The organism is Cupriavidus sp. FW305-F7 (assembly GCF_058782875.1).
This window is the reverse complement of the sequence record NZ_JBYSYC010000015.1, coordinates 33,377-58,568: the sequence shown is the minus strand read 5'-3', so window position 1 is coordinate 58,568 and position 25,192 is coordinate 33,377. Positions and strand designations below refer to the sequence as shown.

The window sequence follows — 25,192 nt, the reverse complement described above, 5'->3', positions numbered from 1 at the left end:
CCTGTCGCTTTACCTGGTTACGCTCGATCGATCAGGCAACGATCGCTTCGATGCGCAGTTCGGTGTAATTCTGACGATGGCCTTGACGCTTCTGGTAGTGCTTGCGACGGCGCATCTTGAAGATCTTCACTTTGTCGTGACGACCTTGGGAGATAACGGTAGCCTTGACGGAAGCCCCGCTAACCAGCGGCGTACCAAACTTGATTTGGTCGCCGGCGCCCACTGCGAGCACCTGGTCGAGCGTGATTTCTGCGCCAATGTCTGCCGGTATCTGTTCTACTTTCAGTTTTTCGCCAGCAGCAACCTTGTATTGCTTGCCGCCGGTTTTTACGACCGCGTACATTGTCGAACCTCTCGGATGTGAATAAAACGCCGTATGCCGGCACTGGCGCATCCTGCGCGGCCGGTCAATTGCACGGCCTGGCGTCTGGATGGGCTCACTGCGGCCCGGTTATCTCCCGCCGGCCAGAACCCGCAAAGCGAGCGCAGCTACCGGAGGAAACCGGGAATTGTAAACGAGATCAGGGAAAAGCGCAAAGAAAACAGGCACATAGCCTGCGTGCGGCGGCATCGCCACAAAGGAACCGCGCCCTGGCTCAGGTCAGGTCGGCGAGCAGGAATCCCGCCAGCGCCGCAAACGCCACCCAAAGGGCAGTGCGGCGCAGGTGGCGGCGAGGAACAGACTTGTTCATGGCTGCATTATAGATGCGCGCCTTGCGAACACCCTGAGCGCATACCCTGAGCACGAATCTTTAGAAGAGCCCCATAAGTAGAACGCCACGCGCATCGCATATAATCGTCCGGTTTTGCGTAACGGTGATCATCTTGTCCCAGCCTTCCGCCACTGCCTTGCTTGCCCCGGTCGCTGCAGACATGCGCGCGGTCGATGCTGTTATCCGCCAGCGGCTGTCTTCTGAAGTCCCCCTGATCGAGCAGATCGGCGAATACATCATCGGTGCCGGCGGCAAGCGCCTGCGCCCGGTGATCCTGCTGCTGACGGCGCGCGCGATGGGTTACGACGGCAATCGCCACCATGAGCTGGCCGCCGTGGTGGAGTTCATCCACACCGCCACCCTGCTGCACGACGACGTGGTCGACGAGTCCGAGCTGCGGCGCGGGCGTGATACCGCCAATGCCGTGTTCGGCAACGCCGCCAGCGTGCTGGTGGGCGACTTCCTCTATTCGCGCGCGTTCCAGATGATGGTCGATGCCGGCAGCATGCGCATCATGGAGATCCTGTCCAACGCGACCAACGTGATCGCCGAGGGCGAGGTCCTGCAGCTGCTGAACATGCACGACCCCGACGTCACCGTCGAGCGCTACCTGCAGGTGATCCGCTACAAGACCGCCAAGCTGTTCGAGGCCGCCGCGCAACTCGGCGCCGTGCTGGCCGGCGCCGACGCCCAGATGGAAGAAGCCGCGGCAGAGTATGGCCGCCGCATCGGCACCGCCTTCCAGCTGATCGACGACATGCTGGACTACACCGCCAGCGCCGAGCAGATGGGCAAGAACGCCGGCGACGACCTGCGCGAAGGCAAGCCCACCCTGCCACTGCTGCACCTGCTGGAACACGGCACGCCCGAGCAGCGCCAACTGGCGCGCGACGCCATCGTGCAAGGCGGCACCGAGCATTTCGACGCCGTGTTCGCCGCGATCCACGCCAGCGGCGCGCTGGACGTCACCTTCGAAGCGGCACGGCGCGAGGCCGAAGCCGCCGAACAGGCAGCACGGCAGTTCCCGCCGTCGGAACTGAAGGAAGCCCTGATCCAGCTCTGCGCGTTCTCATTGCAACGGCAGTCCTGACGCAACCGCGGGGAAGGCAGCGGAAGCGGGCTGAACGGCGATTTTCCTCGCCCTCTTCCATTCCCTAAAAAACGCTGCTAAACTTACGTTCTTTGCTGCAGACAGTCAGACGTTTGCCAGCAAACCAAATCGGGGTGTAGCTTAGCCTGGTAGAGCGCTACGTTCGGGACGTAGAGGCCGGAGGTTCGAATCCTCTCACCCCGACCAGATTTAAAAGGCCGAACCAACGTCAGTTGGTTCGGCCTTTTGTCTTTCTGCCCCCTCCTGCCCTCCGGCAACTCATCCCTTGATCGCCTTGCGCTGACGCTTGAATGCCTTCAGGTCGGCCGCGGAGAACAGCTGGCTACGCCCACTTCCGCATGAGGCGCCAGCTTGCCGTCGCGCACCCTCCGCCGGAAGGTGGCAATTGAAACTTCGAGGTATTCGGCCGCCTCCGCGGCGGTGAAGTCTGCTTCAGCGAGGTGGCCAAAGACTTCCTCGTGCGAGAAGTTCTCGTCCTTGAAAGCCTGCTCGCCCGCCAGCGTGAAGAACTTGACGCGCTCCTGCGCGGGCATCTTGCTGACGGCCTTCATCAGGTCTTCTGCGGTCATGATGGTCATCTTTCTCTCCCTCTCTCAAAAGGACACCACCCCGCGCGCAAGGCAGCTGCCTGAAACGCCCCTTCTTCCCCGCGCAAGTAGGGTTGCGCCCGTGTCGCGCAAACGCCAACACCACGCCCGCATCGGCTTTACAAAAAGTGACCCCGGCGGCAAACTGCCCCGATCCGGGGACGTGGGTCCGTCCGCCCCCGCCTGCGTGGCATCCGCCACCGCCTAACCGCACCGCACAGCGCACCTGCCATGACACTCGGTCTTGCCCTGGCCCAGAGCCGGCGTATCGCGCCCGCCCTGCTTGCTCAGCTGGAGCAGGCCGCGCGTGAAAAGCAGTCGCAGCTGATCGACGAGATCGTCGGCAGCGGCACCATGAGCGCGCACGACCTGGCGCTGTTTGCCGCGGACAAGTACCAGCTGCCGCTGCTGGACCTGGCCCAGTACAACCTGACCAAGGTGCCGCCGGCGCTGGCCGGCAACCGTGAATTCCACGCGCACCGGTTGCTGCCGCTGGGCCGGCGCGAGAACCGGCTGGTGCTGGCGATGTCCGACCCGTCCAACCAGGCCGGGCTGGATGCGATCAAGGAAAAGTACAAGCTGCCGGTCGAAGCGGTGGTGGTCGAGCACGACAAGCTGATGAAGCACGTGCGCTCCGCCGGCGAGGCCCTGGGCACGCTCAAGAACATCTCGCCGGTGCAGGCCGAGCGCAAGATGATCGAATACGATCCGGTGGCCGCGGCCGGCAACCAGCGCAACCGCACCACCGCCGACAATATCGACGACGCCCCGGTGGTGCGCTTCCTGCAGAAGCTGCTGACCGAGGCCTTCCACCGCGGCGCGTCCGACCTGCACTTCGAGCCGTTCGAGACCTTCTACCGCGTCCGCTTCCGCGTGGACGGGGTGCTGCAGGAAGTTGCACGCCCGCCGCTGGATATCCGCGACAAGATCGCCACCCGCATCAAGGTGCTGTCGCGCTTGGACATTTCTGAAAAGCGCGTGCCGCAGGACGGCCGCATGAAGCTGCTGATTGCCCTGCCCAAGGACAAGGACGCCAAGGAGACGGTCGAGCGGGCAGTGGATTTCCGCGTGTCGACGCTGCCGACGCTGTTCGGCGAGAAGATCGTGATGCGGATCCTGGAATCTTCGTCCGACAAGCTCGACATCGACCAGCTCGGCTATGAGCCCGAGCAGAAGGCGCTGCTGCTAGACGTGATCAAACGCCCCTACGGCATGGTGCTGGTGACCGGCCCCACCGGCAGCGGCAAGACGGTGTCGCTGTACACCTTCCTGAACCTGCTGAACCAGGGCGACATCAATATCTCCACCGCGGAAGACCCGGCCGAAATCCAGCTGCCCGGCATCAACCAGGTCAACGTCAACGACAAGGCGGGCCTGACCTTTGCCGCGGCCCTGCGTTCGTTCCTGCGGCAGGACCCGGACATCATCATGGTCGGCGAAATCCGCGACCTGGAAACCGCCGACATCTCGATCAAGGCCGCGCAGACCGGTCACCTGGTGTTGTCGACGCTGCACACCAACGATGCGCCGACCACGCTGACGCGGTTGATGAACATGGGCGTGGCGGCCTTCAATATTGCGTCGAGCGTGCTGATGATCACCGCGCAGCGGCTGGCGCGGCGGCTGTGTACCTGCAAGCGCGAGGGCGAGGGCGAGATCCCGCGCGAGGCGCTGCTGGAGGCGGGCTTCCGCGAACAAGACCTGGACGGCAGCTGGCAGCCCTACCACCCGGTCGGCTGCGAGCGCTGCAACGGCACCGGCTACAAGGGCCGCTGCGGCATCTACCAGGTCATGCCGATCACCGAGGCCATGCAGGAGATCATCCTGACGCACGGCACGGCACTGCAGATCGCCGAGCAGGCGCGCAAGGACGGCGTGCTATCGTTGCGCGAAGCGGGGCTGCTGAAGGTGAAGCAGGGCGTCACGTCACTCGAAGAAGTGCTGGCGACAACGAATACTTAGGGAAGCAGGACAGGCGGGGCAAGACACAACGTAAATACAAGACGCAGAACAAGCGTCATTTACATCGGGGGTCAATATCATGGCGACGCGTGCACCAGCGGCGGGCGCCCGGACGGCGGCACCGTCACGGGCAAAATCAGGGAAGGGGCGCAAGGCACCCACCCAGTACATCTTTGAGTGGGAAGGCAAGGACCGCAAGGGCAAGACCTTCACCGGCGAACTGCGCGCCGAGAACCAGGCGGAGGTCACCGCCACGCTGCGCAAGCAGGGCCTGACCATCGTCAAGTTGAAGAAGCGCAAGGCCGCGCGCGGGCGCAAGATCACCGAGAAGGACATCGCCTACTTCACCCGGCAGCTGTCGACCATGCTCAAGGCCGGCATTCCGCTGCTGCAGTCGATCGACATCATCGCGCGTGGCCACGTGAACCCCAACTTCACCCAGCTGCTGTCCGACATCCGCTTCGACATCGAGGCCGGCAGCAGCATGGCCGCGGCATTCCGGCGCCATCCGAAGTACTTCGATACGCTGTACTGCAACCTGATCGATGCCGGCGAACAGGGCGGTATCCTGGACTCGCTGCTGGAGCGCCTGTCGCTCTACATGGAAAAGACCATCGCGCTGAAAGGCCAGATCAAGTCGGCGATGATCTATCCGATCGCGGTGCTGACGGTGGCCTTTGCCGTGACCGTGATCCTGATGCTGTTCGTGATCCCGGCGTTCAAGGGCGTGTTCTCCAGCTTCGGCGCCAACCTGCCGGCGCCGACGCTGCTGGTGATCGCCATCTCGGACTTCTTTGTCCAGTACTGGTACCTGGTGATCGGGGTGCCGGTGGCCGCCATCTCCTTCTACCTGCGCTCGCTGAAGAAATCGGAGAAGGTGCAGCGCGTCACCGACCGCGCGCTGCTGAAGCTGCCGATCTTCGGCAGCCTGTTCCGCAAGGCCGTGATCGCGCGCTGGACCCGCACGCTGGCCACCATGTTCGCCGCCGGCACGCCGCTGGTGGAGTCGATGGAGTCCGTGGCCGGCGCGGCCGGCAACTGGGTCTACTACGACGCCACGCGCGAGATCGAGCAATCGGTGCGCATCGGCACCAGCCTGACCAACGCGATGCAGGCCACCCATGTGTTCGACAACATGGTGCTGCAGATGACGCAGATCGGTGAGGAGTCCGGCGCGCTGGACAACATGCTGCTGAAGGTGGCGGAGTTCTACGAGCGCGAGGTCGACGATGCCGTGGCCGCGATCTCCAGCCTGATCGAGCCGCTGATCATCGTGGTGCTGGGTGTGCTGATCGGCGGCATGGTGGTGGCGATGTACCTGCCGATCTTCAAGCTGGGACAGGTGGTGTAAGCGATGTTGTCTGCGTGGTCTGCTTCTCCGTATCCGACCGGTGGCGCGCCGCTGGTGGAGGCACTGGCGGCGCTGCCGCCCGCCTTTCTGGTGGCTGCCGCGGCGCTGCTCGGGCTGGTGGTCGGCAGCTTCCTCAACGTGGTCATCCACCGGATGCCGCGCATGATGGAGCGCGACGAGGCCAACTATATCGCCGAGCTGCGCGGCGACCCGCTGCCCCACCCCGGCCGCTACAACCTGATGGTGCCGCGCTCGGCCTGCCCGCATTGCGGCCACGCGATTGCACCCTGGGAGAACGTGCCGGTGCTGAGCTACCTGTTCCTGCGCGGGCGCTGCTCGGCATGCAAGGCGCCGATCAGTGTGCGCTATCCGCTGGTCGAGCTGGCCTGTGGCGTGCTGAGCGCGCTGGTGGCGTGGCGCTTCGGCCCCGGCGGACAGGCCCTGGCCGCGCTGGTGCTGGTGTGGGCGCTGCTGGCGCTGACCATGATCGATGCCGATACGCAACTGTTGCCGGACCAGATCACCCTGCCGCTGCTGTGGCTGGGCCTGCTGCTGAACCTGGGCGGCGTCTTCGTGGCGCTGCCCGACGCCGTGATCGGCGCGGCTGCCGGCTACCTGGTGCTGTGGACGGCCTACTGGCTGTTCCGGCTCGTGCGCGGCAAGGAAGGCATGGGCTTTGGCGACTTCAAGCTGATGGCGGCGCTGGGCGCCTGGTTCGGCTGGCAGGCGCTGCCGGCGCTGGTGCTGCTGTCGTCGGTGGTCGGCGTGCTGTTCGGGCTGGCCAATATTGTGCTGCGCCGCCAGGAACGCGACACGCCCTTCCCGTTCGGACCCTTCATCGCGCTGGCCGGGGTGGTGGTGCTGCTGTTCGGCCCCGGCGTGCTGCCGCTGTTTGCATGGCCCTGACGGTGTCCGACGATATCCGCTGAAGCTGGTATCGTTGCGGCAACATCGTCAACAGAGCCTCACATGCTGGAAATCGGACTGACCGGCGGCATCGGCAGCGGCAAGACCCGCGTGGCCGACATGTTTGCCGCGCGCGGTGCCGCGATCATCGACACCGACCTGCTCGCGCACGAGATCACCGCCCCGGGCGGGCGCGCCATCCCGGCGCTGGTCGAGGCCTTCGGCCCGGCCTGCCTGCGCCCCGACGGCGCCATGGACCGCGACGCGATGCGCGCACTGGTGTTTGCCGACCCCGCAGCCAAGGCACGGCTTGAAGCCATCACCCACCCGCTGATCCGTGCGCTGACGACCGAGCGCGCCCACGCGATCCGCGATGCCGGCGAGCATCCCTACCTGATCTACGTGGTGCCGCTGCTGGTGGAATCGGGCTCATGGCGCGAGCGCGTGGGCCGCGTGCTGGTGGTGGACTGCACCGAGGCCACCCAGGTGGCGCGCGTGATGGCGCGCAACGGCTTCAGCCGCGAGCAGGTGCAGGCCATCATGGCCAGACAGGCCACCCGCGCCGCGCGCCTGGCATGTGCCGACGACGTCATCGACAACGACGGCCCGGTGGAGGCGCTGGTGGACCAGGTCGACCGGCTCGACCGCTACTATCGTGAACTGTCGGCGGCGGCCAGGGTCCATCCATAACGCGCAACCCGGCGCGCCAGCGCATGGCATCATGCACGCGACATTGTCCTCGGCCCTTGTCTCGCATAGAATGCGCTGGAATATGCGGGGAAATCACCGCATACTGCCGGTAACCGCCTGCCATATATCGCCCCTTCCGGCATTTCCCGGGCCTCATTCTGCACCGGGCCGCTCCTGAAAGCGCCCGACGCCCTGCACGGACATTGCACTTGATTCTGTACGAATACCCTTTCAACGAACGCATCAGGACACTCCTGCGCCTGGAGGACCTGTTCGATCGGCTGGAATACTTTCTCGGCCAGGATCATGCCCACCAGCATCATGTCGCGCTGACCACGCTGTTCGAGATCATCGACGTGGCCGGCCGCGCCGACCTCAAGACCGACCTGATCAAGGAACTGGAACGCCAGCGCCAGGCACTGGCGCCGCTGCGCGCCAGCCCGCAGATCGACCAGGAGGCACTGGACGCCATCATCGGCGAGATCGAGCAAGGCATCGCCATGCTCAACCAGACCGTGGGCAAGGCCGGCCAGCTGCTGGCCGACAACGAGTGGCTGACCAGCATCCGCAGCCGCGCGATCATCCCCGGCGGCACCTGCGAGTTCGACCTGCCGGCCTACTATGCTTGGCAGCACCGCCCCGCCGAAGACCGCCGCGCCGATATCCTGAAGTGGGTACGTCCGCTGCTGTCGCTGCGCATGGGCACCACCATCGTGCTGCGCCTGCTGCGCGAAGCCGGCCAGAGCGGCAAGGTGATCGCCACCGGCGGCAGCTACCAGCAGATGCTGTCCGGACGCAGCTACCAGCTGATGCAGGTCTACCTGGATGACTCGCTGCTGGCCTTCATCCCCGAGATGAGCGCCAACAAGTACATGCTGTGGGTGCGCTTTACGCAGCAGGACGGCGACCTGCGTCCGCGCTCGGTCGATGCGGATATCCCGTTCCTGCTGAAACTCTGCAATTTCTGAAGCCTGCGCTGAACGCTATGCCTGCTGTCGTCAAATGCCCCACCTGCGGCACCGAGGTGGCCTGGGTGCCCGACAACAAATTCCGCCCCTTCTGTTCCGAGCGCTGCAAGCAGATCGATCTCGGCGCCTGGGCGTCCGAGAAATACGTGATTGGCGGCAAGCCGGGCGAAACCTCCGCCGACCAGCCTGAAGACGAGGACGACTGAAGCGCCCTCGCCTTCAGCGCCCCCCCTGGTTCAGTGCGCCGCCGCCAGCACGCGGCGGTAGAAGCCCACGCACACCAGTGCGAACACCGCCAGGCCCAGCCACTGCGCGGTCGCTTCAAACCCGGCCCCGACCAGCGCCAGCGGCGCATCCTTGCCCGACAGGCCGATCACCGCGGCCAGCATCACGCCGACCAGGCTTTCCCCCACGATCAGGCCCGAGGCCAGCAGCGTGCCGCGCCGCTCGGCATGTTCCAGCGCCAGCTTGACGTCGTCGCCGCGCGCGGTGGCGCGGCGGCGTTCGCTGCGCAGCAGGAGCCACGACAGCACCGCGCCCACCACCAGCGCCGAGCTGATGGTCGGCGGCAGGTAGATGCCGATGCCCACCGCCAGCACCGGCAGCCGCGCCGCGCCGCGGCGGCGGCGCAGCATCTCGTCGATGGCGATCAGCACCACGCCCAGCCCGATGCCGATCAGGATCATGGTCCAGTTGAGCTGGTGGGTGAAGATGCCGGTGGCGATCGCGGTCATCAGCGTCGCCTGCGGCGCGGCCAGCGCCTGGTTGGGGTCCATGCCCGCACGCGGCAGCGCGCCGGCGAAGCCATAGGCGCTGTAGAGCAGTTCCAGCACCGGCGGGATCACCGCGGCGCCGACCACGCAGCCGATCAGCAGCGCCACCTGCTGACGCCACGGCGTGGCGCCGACCAGCCAGCCGGTCTTCAGGTCCTGCAGGTTGTCATTGGCGATGGATGCGACCGCCACCACCGCCGAGGTGGTAAAGATCGCCAGCGCAATCGAGAACTTGCTGCCCTCGGGCGTGGCCAGCAGCCCGTCGGCCTTGCCCGCCACCAGGATCAGCAGCGACACCAGGATCACCGCGATGATGCCGATGCCCGAGATCGGGCTGGCCGACGAGCCCACCAGCCCCGCCATATAGCCGCACGCCGCCGCCACCAGGAAGCCGAAGATAAAGGCGAATACCACCGCGTAGATCACCAGGCGCCAGCGTGCGCCGCCATCGAGCGGCGCCGGCGCGAGGAACCAGGCGAATACCGTCACCAGCACCGCCAGCAGCCCCAGCATCACCAGCCCGATCCATTTGGCCGGCATATCCTGCTGCGTGCGCGGCATCTTGCCCTGCCCCGCCGGCCCGCCCTGCAGCGCGCCGAACGAGGCGCGGATACCGTACAGCATCGGCCCGGCCAGCGACAGCAGCGTCCAGATCGCGGCGATGCCGATGGTGCCGGCGCCGATAAAGCGCGCCTGCTGGCTCCACACCATGGTGCCGAAGGCCGACAGCGTGGCGCCGTCCGGGCGCGGCGTGATGGCCGTCAGCCACGGCACCGCGACGCCCCAGGTCAGCACCAGCCCGAGCAGCATGGCCAGCCCGCCGACGATGCCGACCAGGTAGCCCGCGCCCACCAGCGCCAGCGAGAAGCCCATCGACAGCCTCACCACCGAGGCCCCGGCCGACAGCCAGAAGTTGGCGCCCTCGGCCAGCAGGCGCAGCCCGCCGGCGGCAAAGCTGAACAGCCCCGCCACCAGGCCGCCGGCCATCAGGTCGGCCAGGCCGGTCGCCTGGGGCTTCTGGCCCGGCGCGGCCTGGTCCGGCGCGGCGCTGCCCACGCGCAGGATTTCCGCCGCGGCCACGCCCTCCGGATAGGGCAGCTCGCTCTGCACCACCATCGCGTGGCGCAGCGGGATGCTGAACACCACGCCCAGCATGCCGCCGGCCGCGCAGATCGCCAGCGTCTGCCAGAACGGGAAGCCCTGCCAGTGGCCCAGCATCACCAGGCCCGGCAGGATAAAGATGATCGACGACAGGGTGCCCGCGGCCGAGGCCTGCGTCTGCACCATGTTGTTTTCCAGGATGTTGGCGCCGGGGAAGAGCCGCAGCACGGCCATCGAGATCACGGCCGCCGGGATCGCCGACGAGAAGGTCAGGCCGACCTTCAGGCCCAGGTAGATGTTGGAGGCGGTGAACACGACCGTGATCAGCGCACCGAGGATGATGCCGCGCAGGGTCAGTTCGGGCAGGGAAACGTCGTCGGCGATACGATCGACACGTAGCATGCAGGTTCCTTTCCTGTGGATCAGGGCCTGGTCAGGCCCTGGCGGCGCGCAAGCGGGCGCCGCGGCCGCTTGCCCGACAGCAGGAATGGCAGGGTCAGCCGTTGCCCGATTCCTCGGCCAGCCACTCCACCACGGGAATGGTGGCCGGCAGCAGCGGCCCCACCGTCACCGGCGTGCGCTGCCACGAGAAGGCCTGGCCTTCGCGGCCGACGGGGTCGCCCCGCCAGTCGGTGACCTTGCAGAAATACAGCCGCACATAGGCGTGCGGGTAGTCATGTTCCAGGATGTGCCAACGCTCACATTGCGTGACATCAAGACCCAGCTCTTCATGCAGCTCGCGGGCGAGTGCCGCCTCTACCGACTCGCCCGGCTCCAGCTTGCCGCCTGGGAATTCCCAGTAGCCCTCGTAGGGCTTGCCGGCCGGGCGCTGCGCCAGCAGGAAGCGTCCGTCGGGCTGCACCAGCACGCCGACCGCCACCTCGGTCACCTTGCGCGGCGGGTTGCCACCGGTCTGCGCGGGGTTCTGCGTGGCCGCGCTCATGCCTTGGCGTCTCCGGCGACATCGGCAATATAGGGCTTGCCATGCTTGCCGCCCCAGTCGCGCGCAAACTGCCAGGCCACGCGGCCCGAGCGCGAGCCGCGCTCCAGTGCCCACACCAGCGCGTCGCCGCGCGCCGCGGCGATGTCCTCGTCGGTGCAGCCGAAGTGCCTGAGCCAGTGGCCGACAATGGCCAGGTACTCATCCTGCTTGGGCGGGTAGAACGACAGCCACAGCCCGAAGCGCTCGGACAGCGAGATCTTCTCTTCCACCACTTCGCCGGGATGGATCTCGCCATCGTCGGTGTGGCGGTAGGTCTCGTTGTCCTTCATGTACTCCGGCAGCAGGTGCCGGCGGTTGGAGGTGGCGTAGATCAGCACGTTGTCCGACTGCGCCGCCACCGAGCCGTCCAGCGCCGACTTGAGCGACTTGTAGCCCGACTCGCCCTCTTCGAACGACAGGTCGTCGCAGAAGATCACGAAGCGCTCGGGGCGCTGCGCAACCAGCTCGACGATATCGCCGAGGTCGCCCAGGTCATCCTTGTCCACCTCAACCAGCCGCAGCCCGTCCTTGACGAAGGCATTGAGGCAGGCCTTGATCAGCGATGACTTGCCGGTGCCGCGCGCGCCGGTCAGCAGCACGTTGTTGGCCGGCAGCTTGCCCACGAACTGGCGCGTATTGCCGACGATGGCATCCTTCTGGCGCTCGATATTCTTCAGGTCGTCCAGGTGGATCGGCGGCAGCTGGCGCACCGGCTGCAGGTAGCCGATATTGCCGAACAGGCTCTGCCGCTTGCGCCAGCGGAACGCCACGGCCTCCTGCCAGTCGGCGTCGCTCAGTTGCGGCGGCAGCCATTGTTCGAGTCGTGCGAGGAAGTTGTCGAGGCGGGCGGCGAGGTCAGACATGGCAGGGGCGATGACAGTAGAGGGTTGGCTTATGCCAATTGTTTTGGCTCCCTCTCCCCTCAGCGGGAGAGGGTTGGGCAGAGGGGTGGTTTGGCTAGGCACCACGCATCTTGATACGCCGCCCCTCTCCCCCGGCCCCTCTCCCGCAAGCGGGAGAGGGGAGCAAACCAGCGATGCTTAGGAACGGTAGTCGGCGTTGATCGACACGTAGTCGTGCGACAGGTCGCAGGTCCAGACCGTCGCTTCGGCCTTGCCGCGGCCGAGCGCGATGCGCACGGTGATCTCGGCCTGCTTCATCACGCGCTGGCCGTCTTCCTCGCGGTAGTCGGGGTTGCGGCCGCCGTCGCGGGCCACCCAGACATCGTCCAGCCACAGGTTGACGCGGTCGACGTCGAGGTCGTTCACGCCGGCGTAGCCGACCGCGGCCAGGATGCGGCCCAGGTTGGGGTCCGACGCATAGAACGCGGTCTTGACCAGCGGCGAGTGCGCCACCGCATAGGCGATCTGGCGGCACTCGGCCACGTCCTTGCCGCCTTCGACGCGGATGGTCATCAGCTTGGTGGCGCCCTCGCCGTCGCGCACGATCATTTGCGCCAGCTCCTGCGCCAGCGCGGTCACTGCGTCGCGCAGCGCCTCGAAGGCCGGGCCTTCGGTGCGGTCGACCACGGCGCCGGACTTGCCCGTCGCGATCAGCACGAACGAGTCGTTGGTCGAGGTATCGCCGTCAATGGTGATGCTGTTGAACGAATGGTCGGCGGCGTAGGAGACCAGCGCCTGCAGCACCGGCTGGGCCACGGCGGCGTCCATGGCGATAAAGCCGAGCATGGTCGCCATGTTCGGGCGGATCATGCCGGCGCCCTTGCTGATGCCCGACAGCGTCACGGTCTTGCCGTCGATCTGCACCGTGCGCGACGCGGCCTTGGGCTGCGTGTCGGTGGTCATGATGGCTTCGGCGGCGGCCAGCCAGTTGTCCGGCTTCGCGTTGGCGATGGCGGCGGGCAGGCCGGCCACCAGGCGGTCAACCGGCAGCGGTTCCAGGATCACGCCGGTCGAGAACGGCAGCACCTGCTCGGTGGCGATGCCCAGTTGCGCGGCCAGCGCGTCGCAGCTGGCGCGGGCATTGGCCAGGCCCGGCTCGCCGGTGCCGGCATTGGCATTGCCGGTGTTGACCACCAGCGCGCGGATGCCCTTGCCAGCGGCAAGGTGCTCGCGGCAGACCTGCACCGGCGCGGCGCAGAAGCGGTTGCTGGTGAAGACGCCGGCCACGGTGCTGCCTTCGGCCACGCGCACCACCAGCACGTCCTTGCGGTTGGCCTTGCGGATGCCCGCCTCGGCCCAGCCCAGCTCCACGCCGGCGACGGATTTCAGGTTCTCTGCCTGGGGCAGCGGAAGATTGACGGGCATGTGGACTCCTCTTTCCTGCTTGCGTTATCTGCTTGCGGCTTCTGCTCGCAACTTGCTTGTCATCAGACGAACATGCCCGCTAAGGGCGGGCATGTCGTTTCCATTCGCGTCACGCCGTGCGACGGGCGCGACCTCATACCGGTGCGCGACTCAGCTGAGCCTGCCGTGGCACTGCTTGAACTTCTTGCCCGAGCCGCACGGGCACGGGTCGTTGCGGCCGACCTTGGGCATGCCCGCCAGCGCCAGCTCGGCGGCGGCCATGGCCGCACCGGTGCGCGGCGACGGCGCTTCCTCGACCGGCTCTCGCCCTTCGGCGAACTCGTCGTGCTTGTACTGCACGTTCTCCAGGTGCGACAGGCCTTCCTCGATCTCTTCCGAAGCCTGCTCCAGTTCTTCCGGCGACTGGATCTGCACGTTGAAGGTCACGCGCGTGACTTCGCTCTTGATCAGGTCCAGCAAACGCGCGAACAGCTCGAACGACTCGCGCTTGTATTCCTGCTTGGGATCCTTCTGCGCATAGCCGCGCAGGTGGATGCCCTGGCGCAGGTGGTCCAGCGCGGCCAGGTGCTCGCGCCAGTGCGTGTCGATGCTCTGCAGCATGACCGAGCGCTCGAAGCCGGCGAACGACTCGCGGCCGACCATCGCGACCTTGCTGCCGTAGCGCTCCGCGGCCGCCTTCATGATCAGGTTGAGCAGCTCTTCGTCCTCGATGCTCTGCGCGCCCTCGATGGTCTGCGCCAGCGGCACTTCCAGGCCCCAGTCCTCGCGCAGGCGCGTTTCCAGGCCGGCGATGTTCCACTGCTCTTCCATGGTGTCGGCCGGCACGTGGTCGCGGAACAGCTCAACCAGCACGCTCTCGCGCAGGTTGGTCACCATGTCGCCGACATCCTGGGCTTCCAGCACGTCGTTGCGCAGCTTGTAGATTTCCTTGCGCTGGTCGTTGGCAACGTCGTCGTACTGCAGCAGCTGCTTGCGGATGTCGAAGTTGCGGCCTTCGACTTTGCGCTGCGCCGACTCGATCGAGCGCGTGACGATGCCGGCCTCGATCGGCTCGCCCTCGGGCATCTTCAGGCGTTCCATGATGGCGCGCACGCGGTCGCCGGCGAAGATGCGCAGCAGCTGGTCGTCCAGCGACAGGTAGAAGCGCGACGAACCCGGGTCGCCCTGGCGGCCGGCACGGCCGCGCAACTGGTTGTCGATACGGCGCGATTCATGGCGCTCGGTGCCGACGATATGCAGGCCGCCGGCGGTCTTGACCTGCTCGTGCAGCGAATGCCACTCATCCTCGAGCTGCTTGATGCGCGCGGCCTTCTCGGCGTCGGACAGGTTCGGATCCGCCTCGATAAAACCGGATTGCTTCTCCACATTGCCGCCCAGCACGATGTCGGTACCGCGACCGGCCATGTTGGTGGCAATGGTGATCATCTTGGGGCGGCCGGCCTGGGCCACGATCTCGGCTTCGCGTGCGTGCTGCTTGGCGTTGAGCACCTGGTGCGGCAGTTGTTCGCGATCGAGCAGGCCCGACAGGTATTCCGAGGTCTCGATCGAGGTGGTGCCCACCAGCACCGGCTGGCCACGCTCGTAGCAGTCGCGGATATCCCGCACCACGGCGTCGTAGCGCTCCTTGCCGGTCTTGTAGATCTGGTCCTGCTGGTCCTTGCGCTGGGCCGGGCGGTTGGTCGGGATCACCACCACTTCCAGGCCGTAGATCTCCTGGAACTCATACGCTTCCGTGTCAGCCGTGCCGGTCATGCCGGCCAGCTTGCTGTACATGCGGAAGTAGTTCTGGAAGGTGATCGTCGCCAGCGTCTGGTTCTCTTGCTGGACGGTGACACCTTCCTTGGCCTCCACGGCCTGGTGCAGGCCGTCGGACCAGCGGCGGCCGGTCATCAGGCGGCCGGTGAACTCGTCGACGATCACGACTTCGTCGTTCTGCACCACGTAGTGCTGGTCGCGATGGAACAGGCTGTGTGCGCGCAGGGCCGCGTACAGGTGGTGCATCAGCGTGATGTTCTGCGGCGCGTAGAGCGATTCGCCCTCGCCGATCAGGCCCTGCTGCGACAGGATCTCTTCGGCCTTCTCGTGGCCGGCTTCGGTCAGGTAGACCTGGTGGCCCTTCTCGTCGACGTAGTAGTCGCCCGGCTTCTCCACGCCGGTGCCATCGGCCTTCTCTTCACCGATCTGGCGCTCGAGCAGCTTGGGGATGCCGTTCATGCGCTGGTACAGGTCGGTCTGGTTCTCAGCCTGGCCGGAGATGATCAGCGGGGTGCGGGCCTCGTCGATCAGGATCGAGTCCACTTCATCGACGATGGCGTAGTTGAGCGGGCGCTGCACGCGCTGCGACGGGTCGTAGACCATGTTGTCGCGCAGGTAGTCGAAGCCGAACTCGTTGTTGGTGCCGTAGGTGATGTCCGAGTTGTACGCCGCCTGCTTGGCGTCGTGCGGCATCTGCGACAGGTTCACGCCCACCGACAGGCCCAGGAAGTTGTACAGCCGGCCCATCCACTCGGCATCGCGCTGCGCCAGGTAGTCGTTGACGGTCACCACGTGCACGCCCTTGCCGGTGATGGCATTCAGGTACACGGCCAGTGTCGCGGTCAGCGTCTTGCCTTCGCCGGTGCGCATTTCGGCGATCTTGTTGTCATTCAGCACCATGCCGCCGATCAGCTGCACGTCGAAGTGGCGCATCTTCATGACACGCTTGCTGGCCTCGCGGCAGACGGCGAAGGCCTCGGGCAGCAGCGCCTCGAGCGATTCGCCGCCGGCGTGGCGCTGCCGGAAGGTCTCCGTCATGCCGCGCAGCTCGTCGTCCGAGAGCTGCTCGAACTTCGGCTCCAGCGCATTGATCTGCGCCACCGTGCGGCGATATTGTTTGATCAGCCGCTCATTGCGGCTGCCGAAGACTTTCTTGAGAAGGCCGGTGATCATCGATTGCTTTCACCTGCGCGGAACCGGGTGCACCCCAGGGATGCGGGCTGCTCCGGCGGCCGGGCGAGGAATGGATAGATTGGCGCAAAACGCCGAGTTTATCATGTGCCGGGGTCACGGCCGGAACGCGCCTGGCCCCGTCCCGCAAGGGCAGGCAAGCCCGCCGAATGTTGACCATGCGTGTCGTGCGCATGATTGCCCGCGCGCCCCGTCAGCCACAGTTTGGGGCGGCCGCCGCAGCTTCAATCCGCGGTCGGGCAAGGCGGCCCCCGCGCCCCTTGCTAGAATGCATGCATGCGCCGCTTCACCCACCACGCCCTGCAGACCCCCGCCGCCAAGCCGCTCAACGACTGGCTGGCCAAGGCCGGCCCGGTTTCGACGCTGATGCAGACCGCGCGCCAGCTGTCGGTGCTGGAGGCCGAGGTGCTGGCGCTGCTGCCCGCCGGCATGCGCGACGGCCTGGCCGTGGCCGGCGTCAAGCGTGACGCCACCGACCCGAACGCCCAGGTGCTGCTGTTGCTGGCCGCGCACGGCGCCGCCGCTGCCCGCGTGCGCCAGGTGGTGCCGACGCTGCTGGCACGGCTGCACCAGCGCGGCTCGCACATCACCGCGATCCGGGTGCGGGTGCAGCCAGAGGTGTCGCGCCACGCGGACTGGGAAGTGGAGCCCGTGCAACGTCAGCGCACCGGCGGCCGCATGACGCCCACGGGACTCGCCAACCTCGACCAACTGGCGCGCAGCCTGCCGGATTCGCCGCTGCGCGACGCGCTCAATACGCTGCTCGCCCATCACCGCTAGCCCGGTGCCGATCACGAAAAAGCCGACCCTCGGGTCGGCTTTTTTTTGCGCCAGTTCGCCAGGATCAGGCAAACGCCGGCTGCGCCTGCGGCAGGAACGCGGCCGGGGCTTCCTCGACGCGGTCGAAGGTGACCAGCTCGTAGGCTTCCTGGTCGGCCAGCAGCGCGCGCAGCAGCTGGTTGTTCAGGCCGTGGCCCGACTTGTTTGCCACATAGGCGCCGATCAGCGGATGGCCCACCACATACAGGTCGCCGATCGCATCCAGGATCTTGTGGCGCACGAACTCGTCGCCGTAGCGCAGCTCTTCATTGTTGAGCATGCGGTGCTCGTCCAGCACGATCGCGTTGTCCAGGCTGCCGCCGCGCGCCAGGCCCATCTCGCGCAGGGCTTCCACCTCGTGCGCAAAGCCGAAGGTGCGGGCGCGGGCAATCTCGCGCACGTAGCTGGTGTCGGCAAAATCGATCGAGAAGGTCTGGCCGGTCTTGTCGACCGCCGGGTGGCGGAAGTCGATGGTGAACGACAGCTTGAAGCCGAAGAACGGCTCCAGCCGCGCCAGCTTGTCGCCCTCGCGCACTTCCACCGGTTTCTTGACACGGATGAAGGTCTTCAGCGCGTTCTGCTCTTCAATGCCGGCCGACTGCAGCAGGAACACGAAGGACGCGGCGCTGCCGTCCATGATCGGGATTTCCTCGGCGTCGACATCGACATAGAGGTTGTCGATGCCCAGGCCGGCGCACGCCGACATCAGGTGCTCGACGGTCGAAACGCGCGCGCCATCCTTCTGCAGCACCGATGCCAGGCGCGTGTCGCCGATGGCCGACGCGGCCACGGGAATCTCGACGGCCTCGGGCAGGTCGACGCGGGTAAAGACGATGCCGGTGTCCGCCGACGCGGGACGCAGGGTCAACGTGACCTTGCGCCCCGAGTGCAGGCCGATGCCAACGGTCTTCACCAGGGATTTGATCGTGCGCTGTTTGAGCATGACAGCCTCAACTATTATAAAAATCTATCGTGTAGCTTTTCTGATTAAGGGATTTTACCACCACCTCAAGGGCGCTGCAGCCGGGTTTTGTTTCCGGCTGTTAACACCCCCTTAATAAGTTGCGTATTATCCACGTTTACCCGGATGACTGTGTCAGCCACGCAACGCCGCCAGCACTGCCTCGGCGCTGCTGACGCGGAATTCGCCCGGTGCCTCGACGTCGAGCCGGGTGACGACGCCGTCGTCGATCACCATCGCGTAGCGCTTGGAGCGCACGCCCATGCCGCGTGCGGTCAGGTCCTGGTCCAGGCCCAGCGCACGGGTCCACTCGGCGCTGCCGTCGGCCATCATGCGCACCGTGCCGCCCGCCTGCTGCTCACGGCCCCAGGCGCCCATCACGAAGGCGTCGTTGACCGACACGCACCAGACCTCGTCGACGCCGGCCTCGCGTAGCGCCGCGGCATGCTGCACAAAGCCCGGCACATGCTTGGCCGAGCAGGTCGGCGTGAAAGCGCCGGGCAGGCCGAACACCACGATCTTGCGGCCGCGGACCAGGTCCGCCACCTTGAAGGCATTGGGGCCAAGGGCACAGCCGTTGCCTTCGGTTTCGAAGAATTCCTGCAGCGTGGCGTCGGGGACGCGGGAACCGACAGTGATCATGGGTCGTGGTCCTCCTGGGTTTTCTGAAGAATAGTCCGGATGCCGGTGCGCAGACGCCCGCACTCAGGCAGATGGGCAATCTCAAGATCATAGGCGCCTTGCCCACATTGCCAAAGCCGGCTCACATCCGGTGACATCCGGCGCGGATCCGATACACCTTGCTACAAAGACGTCCGCGCGGCGCACCTCTTGGGTGCGCCGCGCGGACGCTGATACATCCCGACCGGGAAGGCGGGAAACCAGTCCGGGGAGGCGGCCAGCGGCACGCCCGTCCCGGCGACGGGATGCGGGTGAAGCTCAGTCCGGCGCAGGCGCGGCGCCGCCAGCGGCCCGGCGGTTCACGTCAGTCCATGCAAGGCACGCGCGGATGGGGAGCGCACGTGCATCGCGACAAGGCGACGCGTTCCGTCAGGCGGCCGGTGGAGGCACCGATGCCGCGCCAGGCAGGGCTCAGTCTGCCTGCTTGCGCAGGAAGGCCGGGATGTCGTACGTATCCACACCCTTTTCCTGCAGCGCCGCCACGTGGGCCGACGCCGACTCACGCGAGCTGCGCCACACTGCCGGCGTATCCAGGTTGCTGTAGTCCGGCGAGCTGTGCGTGGCCGCGGCGGCGGTCATGTTGGCCATCATCTGCACCGGCATGTTGTCCGTGCCGGTCTTGAGCAGGGTCATCGGCTGTTGCTTCTTGGCCGAGCGGCCCAGGCCCGTGGCCACCACCGTCACGCGCAGCGCATCGCTCATCGAATCGTCGTACACCGTACCGAAGATCACGGTCGCATCTTCCGCGGCGTAGCTGCGGATGGTGTTCATGACTTCCTTGGTTTCCGACAGTTTCAGCGAACGGCTGGCGGTGATGTTGACCAGCACGCCGCGCGCGCCGGACAGGTCCACGCCTTCCAGCAGCGGGCTGGCAACGGCCTGCTCGGCCGCCAGGCGGGCGCGGTCAACGCCCGACACGGTGGCCGTCCCCATCATGGCCTTGCCTTGCTCGCCCATCACCGTCTTCACGTCTTCGAAGTCGACGTTCACCAGGCCGTCAACGTTGATGATCTCGGCAATGCCGGCCACCGCGTTGTGCAGCACATCGTCGGCGCACTGGAAGCACTTGTCCATCTCGGCGTCGTCGCCCATCACTTCGAACAGCTTCTCGTTGAGCACCACGATCAGCGAGTCGACGCTCGATTCCAGCTCGCTGGAACCGTGTTCGGCCACCTTGGCGCGGCGCGCGCCTTCGAAGTCGAACGGCTTGCTGACCACACCCACGGTCAGGATGCCCATCTCCTTGGCCACTTGCGCGACGATCGGCGCGGCGCCCGTGCCGGTGCCGCCGCCCATGCCGGCAGTGATGAAGACCATGTGCGCGCCGCGCAGGGAATCGGCGATCTGATCACGGGCCGATTCGGCGCAGTTGCGGCCGACTTCCGGCTTGGCGCCAGCGCCCAGGCCCGTATTGCCAAGCTGCAGCACGCGTGAAGCGCTCGAACGCTTGAGCGCCTGGGCATCGGTGTTCATGCAGATGAATTCGACGCCTTGCACGCCGCGGCTGATCATGTGCTGCACGGCGTTACCGCCCGCACCGCCCACGCCGACCACCTTGATGATGGTGCCGTCCTGCACTTCCGTTTCGATCATGTCAAAGTCCATCACTGCCTCCGAGAAAAATCAGTCCCCAGACGATGCAGCCTCCCCGCCGCAACCCCTGGTTTCTGAACAAGAAACCAAAAAAAAGAAAACCAGAAAACTTCCACTCAGCACACAGGCCTGTCCGGTAGACCGCCCTGCCTGCGCGCCGCTGCATCGTCAGCGCGTCAATTTCCGCATTGATCAGAAATTGCCGACAAACCATTCCTTCATGCGCGTCCACACCTGCTTGACCGACCCGCTCTGCACCGCGACCTTGCGCCCGCGCATGCGTTGCACGCGGCCTTCCAGCAGCAGGCCCATCACCGTCGCATAGCGCGGGCTCTTCACCACCTCGTGCAGGTTGCCGCGGTACTCCGGCACGCCCACGCGCACGGGCTTGAGGAAGATGTCCTCGCCCAGCTCGACCATGCCCGGCATCATCGCGGTCCCACCGGTGATGACCACGCCTGACGACAACAGTTCTTCATAGCCGGACTCGCGCACCACCTGGTGCACTAGCGAGTACAGCTCTTCGATGCGCGGCTCGATCACCGCGGCCAGCGCCTGGCGGCTGAGCGTGCGCGTGCCGCGGTCGCCCACGCCGGGCACCTCGATCATGTCGTCCGGGTCGGCGATCGCCTGCTTGGCGATGCCGTACTGGATCTTGATGTCCTCGGCGTCGGGCGTCGGCGTGCGCAGCGCCATCGCGATGTCGTTGGTGATCTGGTCGCCGGCGATGGGGATCACGGCCGTATGGCGGATCGCGCCTTCGCTGAAGATGGCGATGTCGGTGGTGCCGCCGCCGATGTCGACCAGCACCACGCCCAACTCCTTCTCATCCTCGGTCAGCACCGCCAGGCTGGAAGCCAGCGGCTGCAGGATCAGGTCGTGCACTTCCAGGCCGCAGCGGCGCACGCACTTGACGATGTTCTGCGCGGCGCTGACCGCGCCGGTGACAATATGCACCTTCACTTCCAGGCGGATGCCGCTCATGCCGATGGGCTCGCGCACGTCTTCCTGGCCGTCGATGATGAATTCCTGCGTCAGGATGTGCAGGATCTGCTGGTCGGTCGGGATATTGACCGCCTTGGCGGTCTCGATCACGCGCGCCACGTCGGTCTGCGTGACCTCCTTGTCCTTGATCGCCACCATGCCGCTGGAGTTGAAGCTGCGGATGTGGCTGCCGGCAATGCCTGTGAAGACCTCTGAAATCTTGCAGTCGGCCATCAGCTCGGCCTCTTCCAGCGCCTTCTGGATCGACTGCACGGTGGCCTCGATATTGACCACGACCCCTTTCTTCAGACCCTTGGACTCTGACTGGCCCATCCCGATCACCTCGTAGCTGCCGTCGGGGCGCAGTTCTGCCACCACCGCCGCCACCTTCGAGGTGCCGATATCCAGACCGACCAACAGGTCCTTGTATTCCTTGCTCATCGGGTTTTCTCCGCGTTCTTGCTCTTCAGTCGCGTCGGATTGTTGTTGGAAGTACCTGAAACCGCTGCTGCCGCCGGCGCCGGCTTGGCCGCCTTCGCTGCCTTCGCCGCCTTCTCTGCCCTGACCGCCGCTGCGATCTGCGCCTCGGTCAGGAAGCGGGCATTGGCGGCGCGGATGGCAAAGCCGTTGGGATAACGCAGGTCGGCATACTCGATCTGGCTGCCCCATTGCTGGGTGACCTGCGGCCAGGCCGCGACGAAGCGCCGGACCCGCTGGTCCATCGCCACGCGATCCTCATCGTTCTGCTCGCGGCCCAGCTCGACCTCCATGCCGTTGGACAGCTTCGCGCGCCAGGCATAGCGGCCGGACAGGGCCACCGCCAGCGGCTCGGCCTTGAGCGGCTTGAACCACTGGCGCATGACCTCGAGCTTCTCGATCACGTCGCCCTCGCTGTCCGGCGGCCCGTCCAGCGCCAGCAGCTGTGCGTCTTCTTCCGCCTCGGCGGTGTTGGCGACAAAGATCTCGCCATAGGTATTGATCAGGCGCCCGCTGTCGGGCGTGCCCCAGGTGCCCAGCGCCTCGTGTTCCTCGACTTCGACCGCCAGGCCGTTGGGCCATTCGCGCCGCACGCTGGCGCGCCGCACCCAGGGCACCGACTCGAACGCCTGCCGGGCCGCGTTCAGGTCCAGCGTGAAGAAATTGCCGGTCAGCTTGCCCAGCGCGCTGGCGCGCACGCTGGGCGCGTTCACGTGGCGCAGGGCGTCGCCGTCCAGCGGGCCGATCTCCACATGGGTGATGGCGAACACCGGCCGCTGCGCCAGCCACAGCAGGCCTGCCGCGAGCGCCATCAGCACCACCAGCGCGTACAGCGCGGAGGCGATCAGGTTGAGCAGGCGTGCGTTATGCCACATGGTCCGGTGCGGTCCTGTTCGGTTGCGTTATTCGGGTTTCCAATGCTCGTTGGGATGCAGGTCCAGCGTGGCCGCGGCCACCACCTGCATCACGAAGTCCTCGTAGCTGATGCCAACCGCGCGCGCCGCCATCGGCACCAGCGAATGGCCGGTCATGCCGGGCGAGGTATTCATCTCGAGCAGGAAAGGCTTGCCGTCGGCGCGCAGCATCAGGTCGGCGCGCGCCCAGCCGCGGCATCCCAGCACGCGGTAGGACTGCACCGCCAGTGCCCGGACCTCGCGTTCGACTTCAGGGTCCAGGCCCGACGGGCACAAGTACTGGGTATCGTCAGTAAAGTATTTATTTTGATAGTCGTAGTTGGCTTCGGGCGCAACGATGCGGATCACCGGCAGCGCTTCGGCGCTGTCGCCCTCCCCCACGATCGGGCAGGTCAGCTCGGCGCCGTCGATAAAGGTCTCGGCAATGACGTCGTTGTCCAGCGCCGCGGCCTTCTCGAACGCCGCGCGCATCTGGTCGGCGGCAGTGACCTTGGTCAGGCCGATCGACGAGCCCTCGCGCGCCGGCTTGACGATCAGCGGCAGGCCCAGGTCGGCCGCCACGGCATCAAAGTCAGTGTCCGCATGCAGCATGGCAAAGCGCGGCGTGGCCAGGTCATGGGTCATCCACAGGCGCTTGGTGGCCTGCTTGTCCATGGCCATGGCCGAAGCCAGCACGCCGCTGCCGGTGTACGGCACGCCCAGTTGCTCGAGCAGGCCCTGCATGGTGCCGTCCTCGCCATAGCGGCCGTGCAGTGCGATAAAGACGCGGTCAAAGCCGGCCGCGGCCAGCTCGGCCACGCCCTGCAGGCCCGGGTCGAAGCCGTGCGCGTCCACGCCGCGCGACTGCAGCGCTGCCAGAACGCCCTTGCCCGACATCAGCGAGATCTCGCGTTCGGCCGAGCGCCCGCCCAGCAGCACGCCGACCTTGCCCAGCGACTTGGGATCGATATTGGGATGGGCGACGAAGCTCATGCCTGGCCTCCCTGCGTTGATTGCGTCGATTGCTGGTGCGACACCAGCTGCCCCGGCACGGCCCCGATCGAGCCCGCGCCCATCGTCACGACCACATCGCCCGGCCGGACGGCATCCAGGATGGCCTGCGGCATTTCTTCCATCTGCTCCACGAAAACAGGTTCGACCTTGCCGGCCACGCGCAGCGCGCGGGTCAGCGCACGACCGTCGGCAGCCACGATCGGGGCTTCGCCGGCGGCGTAGACCTCGGCCAGCAGCAGGGCATCGACGGTGCCCAGCACTTTGACGAAGTCCTCAAAGCAATCCCGCGTACGGGTAAAACGGTGCGGTTGGAACGCCAGCACCAGGCGGCGCCCCGGGAACGCGCCGCGCGCGGCGGCCAGCGTGGCCGCCATCTCCACCGGGTGGTGGCCGTAGTCGTCCACCAGGGTGAAGGTGCCGGCGCCATCGGGCGTGGCCACCTCGCCATAGCGCTGGAAGCGCCGGCCCACGCCGTGGAATTCGCGCAGCGCCTTGACGATGGCGGCATCGGGCACTTCCAGCTCGGTGGCGATGGCGATCGCCGCCAGCGCGTTCTGCACGTTGTGCAGGCCGGGCAGGTTCAGCACGATCTCCAGCGGCGGCTCAGCATGGCCGTCGAGGTGGCGCTGCACGGTGAAGTGCATCTGGCCGTCGACCGCGCGCGCGTCCACGGCGCGGATCTGGGCATCCTCGGCAAAGCCGTAGCGCACCACCGGCTTGGACACGAACGGCAGGATCTCGCGCACGTTGGGGTCATCCACGCACAGCACCGCGATGCCGTAGAACGGCAACCTCTGCGTGAATTCGATGAACGCCTGCTTGAGCCGGGCAAAGTCGTGCCCGTAGGTGTCCATGTGGTCGGCATCGATATTGGTAATGACCTCGATGACCGGGAACAGGTTCAGGAAAGATGCGTCCGACTCGTCGGCCTCGGCCACGATGAAGTCGCCGGTGCCCAGGCGCGCATTCGCGCCGGCCGAGTTCAGGCGGCCGCCGATCACGAAGGTGGGATCGAGCCCGCCCTCGGCCAGCACCGACGCCACCAGGCTGGTGGTGGTGGTCTTGCCGTGCGTGCCGGCGATGGCCACGCCCTGCTTCAGGCGCATCAGTTCGGCCAGCATCACCGCGCGCGGCACCACCGGGATGCGCTTGCTGCGGGCGGCCAGCACTTCGGGGTTGTCGCCGCTGACCGCGGTCGACACCACCACCGCGTTGGCGCCGGTCACGTTGGCTGCGTCATGCCCGTGCATGACCGTGGCGCCCAGCGAGGCCAGGCGCCGCGTGGCGGCATTGTTGCCCACGTCCGAGCCCGAGACTTTGTATCCCAGGTTCAGCAGGACCTCGGCGATGCCGCTCATGCCGGCGCCGCCGATGCCCACGAAGTGGATGTTTTTGACGATATGCTTCATTCGA

General features: G+C 66.4%; 22 protein-coding genes and 1 tRNA gene. 9 read left to right on the top strand and 14 right to left on the bottom strand.

Features of this window, described 5'->3' with window-relative positions:
- Positions 1–31 precede the first annotated feature (31 nt).
- Positions 32–343 (bottom strand): 50S ribosomal protein L21, encoded by a 312-nt coding sequence (gene rplU / locus AC3WL8_RS16060; RefSeq protein ID WP_006576525.1) that lies wholly within the window; start codon positions 341–343, stop codon positions 32–34.
- A gap of 530 nt (positions 344–873) precedes the next feature.
- On the opposite strand from rplU, the gene ispB reads away from it, so the two are divergent.
- Complete coding sequence (gene ispB / locus AC3WL8_RS16055) at positions 874–1,803, top strand: octaprenyl diphosphate synthase (protein WP_492378457.1); 930 nt, start codon at positions 874–876, stop codon at positions 1,801–1,803.
- Positions 1,804–1,933: 130 nt separating this feature from the next.
- A tRNA-Pro gene (locus tag AC3WL8_RS16050) sits at positions 1,934–2,010 on the top strand.
- A 110-nt stretch (positions 2,011–2,120) separates the two neighbouring features.
- Here AC3WL8_RS16050 and AC3WL8_RS16045 read toward each other — a convergent pair.
- Positions 2,121–2,402 (bottom strand): helix-turn-helix domain-containing protein, encoded by a 282-nt coding sequence (locus AC3WL8_RS16045; protein ID WP_249221207.1) that lies wholly within the window; start codon positions 2,400–2,402, stop codon positions 2,121–2,123.
- A gap of 240 nt (positions 2,403–2,642) precedes the next feature.
- On the opposite strand from AC3WL8_RS16045, the gene pilB reads away from it, so the two are divergent.
- The 6 genes from pilB to AC3WL8_RS16015 all read left to right on the top strand — a co-directional run bounded on the left by pilB (position 2,643) and on the right by AC3WL8_RS16015 (position 8,494).
- A complete protein-coding gene (gene pilB / locus AC3WL8_RS16040) occupies positions 2,643–4,373 on the top strand; it encodes a type IV-A pilus assembly ATPase PilB (protein ID WP_013958058.1) in 1,731 nt (576 codons plus the stop codon).
- Between the two features lie 79 nt (positions 4,374–4,452).
- Positions 4,453–5,724 carry a type II secretion system F family protein gene (locus AC3WL8_RS16035; protein ID WP_013958059.1) on the top strand — a complete coding sequence of 424 codons (1,272 nt, stop codon included), beginning with the start codon at positions 4,453–4,455 and terminating at the stop codon, positions 5,722–5,724.
- 3 nt (positions 5,725–5,727) lie between these two features.
- Complete coding sequence (locus AC3WL8_RS16030) at positions 5,728–6,630, top strand: prepilin peptidase (protein WP_013958060.1); 903 nt, start codon at positions 5,728–5,730, stop codon at positions 6,628–6,630.
- 63 nt (positions 6,631–6,693) lie between these two features.
- A complete protein-coding gene (coaE, locus tag AC3WL8_RS16025; RefSeq protein ID WP_035826779.1) occupies positions 6,694–7,320 on the top strand; it encodes a dephospho-CoA kinase in 627 nt (208 codons plus the stop codon).
- A gap of 209 nt (positions 7,321–7,529) precedes the next feature.
- Positions 7,530–8,288, top strand: a complete 759-nt coding sequence (gene zapD, locus AC3WL8_RS16020) for a cell division protein ZapD (RefSeq protein ID WP_035826777.1) — start codon at positions 7,530–7,532, stop codon at positions 8,286–8,288.
- A gap of 17 nt (positions 8,289–8,305) precedes the next feature.
- Positions 8,306–8,494: a DNA gyrase inhibitor YacG gene (locus AC3WL8_RS16015; protein WP_013958063.1), complete on the top strand. Its 189-nt coding sequence runs from the start codon at positions 8,306–8,308 to the stop codon at positions 8,492–8,494.
- A gap of 30 nt (positions 8,495–8,524) precedes the next feature.
- On the opposite strand, the gene AC3WL8_RS16010 is transcribed toward AC3WL8_RS16015, so the two are convergent.
- From AC3WL8_RS16010 to secA, 5 genes are all read right to left on the bottom strand, one after another.
- Positions 8,525–10,564, bottom strand: coding sequence for an OPT family oligopeptide transporter (locus AC3WL8_RS16010; protein ID WP_492378433.1), 2,040 nt, complete (start codon positions 10,562–10,564; stop codon positions 8,525–8,527).
- Positions 10,565–10,658: 94 nt separating this feature from the next.
- Complete coding sequence (locus tag AC3WL8_RS16005) at positions 10,659–11,105, bottom strand: NUDIX domain-containing protein (protein ID WP_013958064.1); 447 nt, start codon at positions 11,103–11,105, stop codon at positions 10,659–10,661.
- Positions 11,102–12,007 (bottom strand): ATP-binding protein, encoded by a 906-nt coding sequence (locus tag AC3WL8_RS16000; protein ID WP_013958065.1) that lies wholly within the window; start codon positions 12,005–12,007, stop codon positions 11,102–11,104. The genes AC3WL8_RS16005 and AC3WL8_RS16000 overlap by 4 nt, the downstream gene beginning before the upstream one ends.
- A 177-nt stretch (positions 12,008–12,184) precedes the next feature.
- Complete coding sequence (gene argJ / locus AC3WL8_RS15995) at positions 12,185–13,411, bottom strand: bifunctional glutamate N-acetyltransferase/amino-acid acetyltransferase ArgJ (RefSeq protein ID WP_153954174.1); 1,227 nt, start codon at positions 13,409–13,411, stop codon at positions 12,185–12,187.
- 150 nt (positions 13,412–13,561) lie between these two features.
- Positions 13,562–16,339, bottom strand: a complete 2,778-nt coding sequence (secA, locus tag AC3WL8_RS15990; protein WP_013958067.1) for a preprotein translocase subunit SecA — start codon at positions 16,337–16,339, stop codon at positions 13,562–13,564.
- Between the two features lie 294 nt (positions 16,340–16,633).
- Between secA and AC3WL8_RS15985 the strand changes: the two genes are divergently transcribed.
- Complete coding sequence (locus AC3WL8_RS15985) at positions 16,634–17,137, top strand: hypothetical protein (RefSeq protein WP_013958068.1); 504 nt, start codon at positions 16,634–16,636, stop codon at positions 17,135–17,137.
- Positions 17,138–17,201: 64 nt separating this feature from the next.
- Here AC3WL8_RS15985 and lpxC read toward each other — a convergent pair whose 3' ends face one another.
- From lpxC to murC, 7 genes are all read right to left on the bottom strand, one after another.
- Positions 17,202–18,119: a UDP-3-O-acyl-N-acetylglucosamine deacetylase gene (gene lpxC, locus AC3WL8_RS15980; RefSeq protein WP_013958069.1), complete on the bottom strand. Its 918-nt coding sequence runs from the start codon at positions 18,117–18,119 to the stop codon at positions 17,202–17,204.
- A gap of 153 nt (positions 18,120–18,272) precedes the next feature.
- Positions 18,273–18,779, bottom strand: coding sequence for a peroxiredoxin (locus tag AC3WL8_RS15975; protein WP_013958070.1), 507 nt, complete (start codon positions 18,777–18,779; stop codon positions 18,273–18,275).
- Positions 18,780–19,229: 450 nt separating this feature from the next.
- The gene (gene ftsZ, locus AC3WL8_RS15970; protein ID WP_010814764.1) at positions 19,230–20,423 is read right to left on the bottom strand and encodes a cell division protein FtsZ; all 1,194 of its coding nucleotides are present in this window, start codon (positions 20,421–20,423) and stop codon (positions 19,230–19,232) included.
- 180 nt (positions 20,424–20,603) lie between these two features.
- On the bottom strand, positions 20,604–21,836 hold the full coding sequence (ftsA, locus tag AC3WL8_RS15965; protein WP_010814765.1) for a cell division protein FtsA: 1,233 nt from the start codon (positions 21,834–21,836) through the stop codon (positions 20,604–20,606).
- On the bottom strand, positions 21,833–22,747 hold the full coding sequence (locus tag AC3WL8_RS15960) for a cell division protein FtsQ/DivIB (protein WP_492378432.1): 915 nt from the start codon (positions 22,745–22,747) through the stop codon (positions 21,833–21,835). The genes ftsA and AC3WL8_RS15960 overlap by 4 nt, the downstream gene beginning before the upstream one ends.
- Positions 22,748–22,774: 27 nt before the next feature.
- Positions 22,775–23,758 (bottom strand): D-alanine--D-alanine ligase, encoded by a 984-nt coding sequence (locus tag AC3WL8_RS15955; protein WP_013958071.1) that lies wholly within the window; start codon positions 23,756–23,758, stop codon positions 22,775–22,777.
- Entirely contained in the window at positions 23,755–25,188 is a 1,434-nt protein-coding gene (gene murC / locus AC3WL8_RS15950; RefSeq protein WP_013958072.1) for a UDP-N-acetylmuramate--L-alanine ligase, read from the bottom strand. The genes AC3WL8_RS15955 and murC overlap by 4 nt, the downstream gene beginning before the upstream one ends.
- Between the last annotated feature and the right edge of the window lie 4 nt (positions 25,189–25,192).

Coding starts and splice junctions, on each gene's coding strand:
- AC3WL8_RS16015 (WP_013958063.1), top strand. CDS start 8,306: ATGCCTGCTGTCGTCAAATGCCCCACCTGCGGCACCGAGGTGGCCTGG.
- ftsA (WP_010814765.1), bottom strand. CDS start 21,836: ATGAGCAAGGAATACAAGGACCTGTTGGTCGGTCTGGATATCGGCACC.
- AC3WL8_RS16005 (WP_013958064.1), bottom strand. CDS start 11,105: ATGAGCGCGGCCACGCAGAACCCCGCGCAGACCGGTGGCAACCCGCCG.
- AC3WL8_RS15975 (WP_013958070.1), bottom strand. CDS start 18,779: ATGATCACTGTCGGTTCCCGCGTCCCCGACGCCACGCTGCAGGAATTC.
- AC3WL8_RS16035 (WP_013958059.1), top strand. CDS start 4,453: ATGGCGACGCGTGCACCAGCGGCGGGCGCCCGGACGGCGGCACCGTCA.
- secA (WP_013958067.1), bottom strand. CDS start 16,339: ATGATCACCGGCCTTCTCAAGAAAGTCTTCGGCAGCCGCAATGAGCGG.
- ispB (WP_492378457.1), top strand. CDS start 874: ATGCGCGCGGTCGATGCTGTTATCCGCCAGCGGCTGTCTTCTGAAGTC.
- AC3WL8_RS16010 (WP_492378433.1), bottom strand. CDS start 10,564: ATGCTACGTGTCGATCGTATCGCCGACGACGTTTCCCTGCCCGAACTG.
- coaE (WP_035826779.1), top strand. CDS start 6,694: ATGCTGGAAATCGGACTGACCGGCGGCATCGGCAGCGGCAAGACCCGC.
- AC3WL8_RS15985 (WP_013958068.1), top strand. CDS start 16,634: ATGCGCCGCTTCACCCACCACGCCCTGCAGACCCCCGCCGCCAAGCCG.
- ftsZ (WP_010814764.1), bottom strand. CDS start 20,423: ATGGACTTTGACATGATCGAAACGGAAGTGCAGGACGGCACCATCATC.
- AC3WL8_RS16045 (WP_249221207.1), bottom strand. CDS start 2,402: ATGACCATCATGACCGCAGAAGACCTGATGAAGGCCGTCAGCAAGATG.
- argJ (WP_153954174.1), bottom strand. CDS start 13,411: ATGCCCGTCAATCTTCCGCTGCCCCAGGCAGAGAACCTGAAATCCGTC.
- AC3WL8_RS15960 (WP_492378432.1), bottom strand. CDS start 22,747: ATGTGGCATAACGCACGCCTGCTCAACCTGATCGCCTCCGCGCTGTAC.
- AC3WL8_RS16030 (WP_013958060.1), top strand. CDS start 5,728: ATGTTGTCTGCGTGGTCTGCTTCTCCGTATCCGACCGGTGGCGCGCCG.
- AC3WL8_RS15955 (WP_013958071.1), bottom strand. CDS start 23,758: ATGAGCTTCGTCGCCCATCCCAATATCGATCCCAAGTCGCTGGGCAAG.
- AC3WL8_RS16000 (WP_013958065.1), bottom strand. CDS start 12,007: ATGTCTGACCTCGCCGCCCGCCTCGACAACTTCCTCGCACGACTCGAA.
- lpxC (WP_013958069.1), bottom strand. CDS start 18,119: ATGCTCAAACAGCGCACGATCAAATCCCTGGTGAAGACCGTTGGCATC.
- pilB (WP_013958058.1), top strand. CDS start 2,643: ATGACACTCGGTCTTGCCCTGGCCCAGAGCCGGCGTATCGCGCCCGCC.
- rplU (WP_006576525.1), bottom strand. CDS start 343: ATGTACGCGGTCGTAAAAACCGGCGGCAAGCAATACAAGGTTGCTGCT.
- murC (WP_013958072.1), bottom strand. CDS start 25,188: ATGAAGCATATCGTCAAAAACATCCACTTCGTGGGCATCGGCGGCGCC.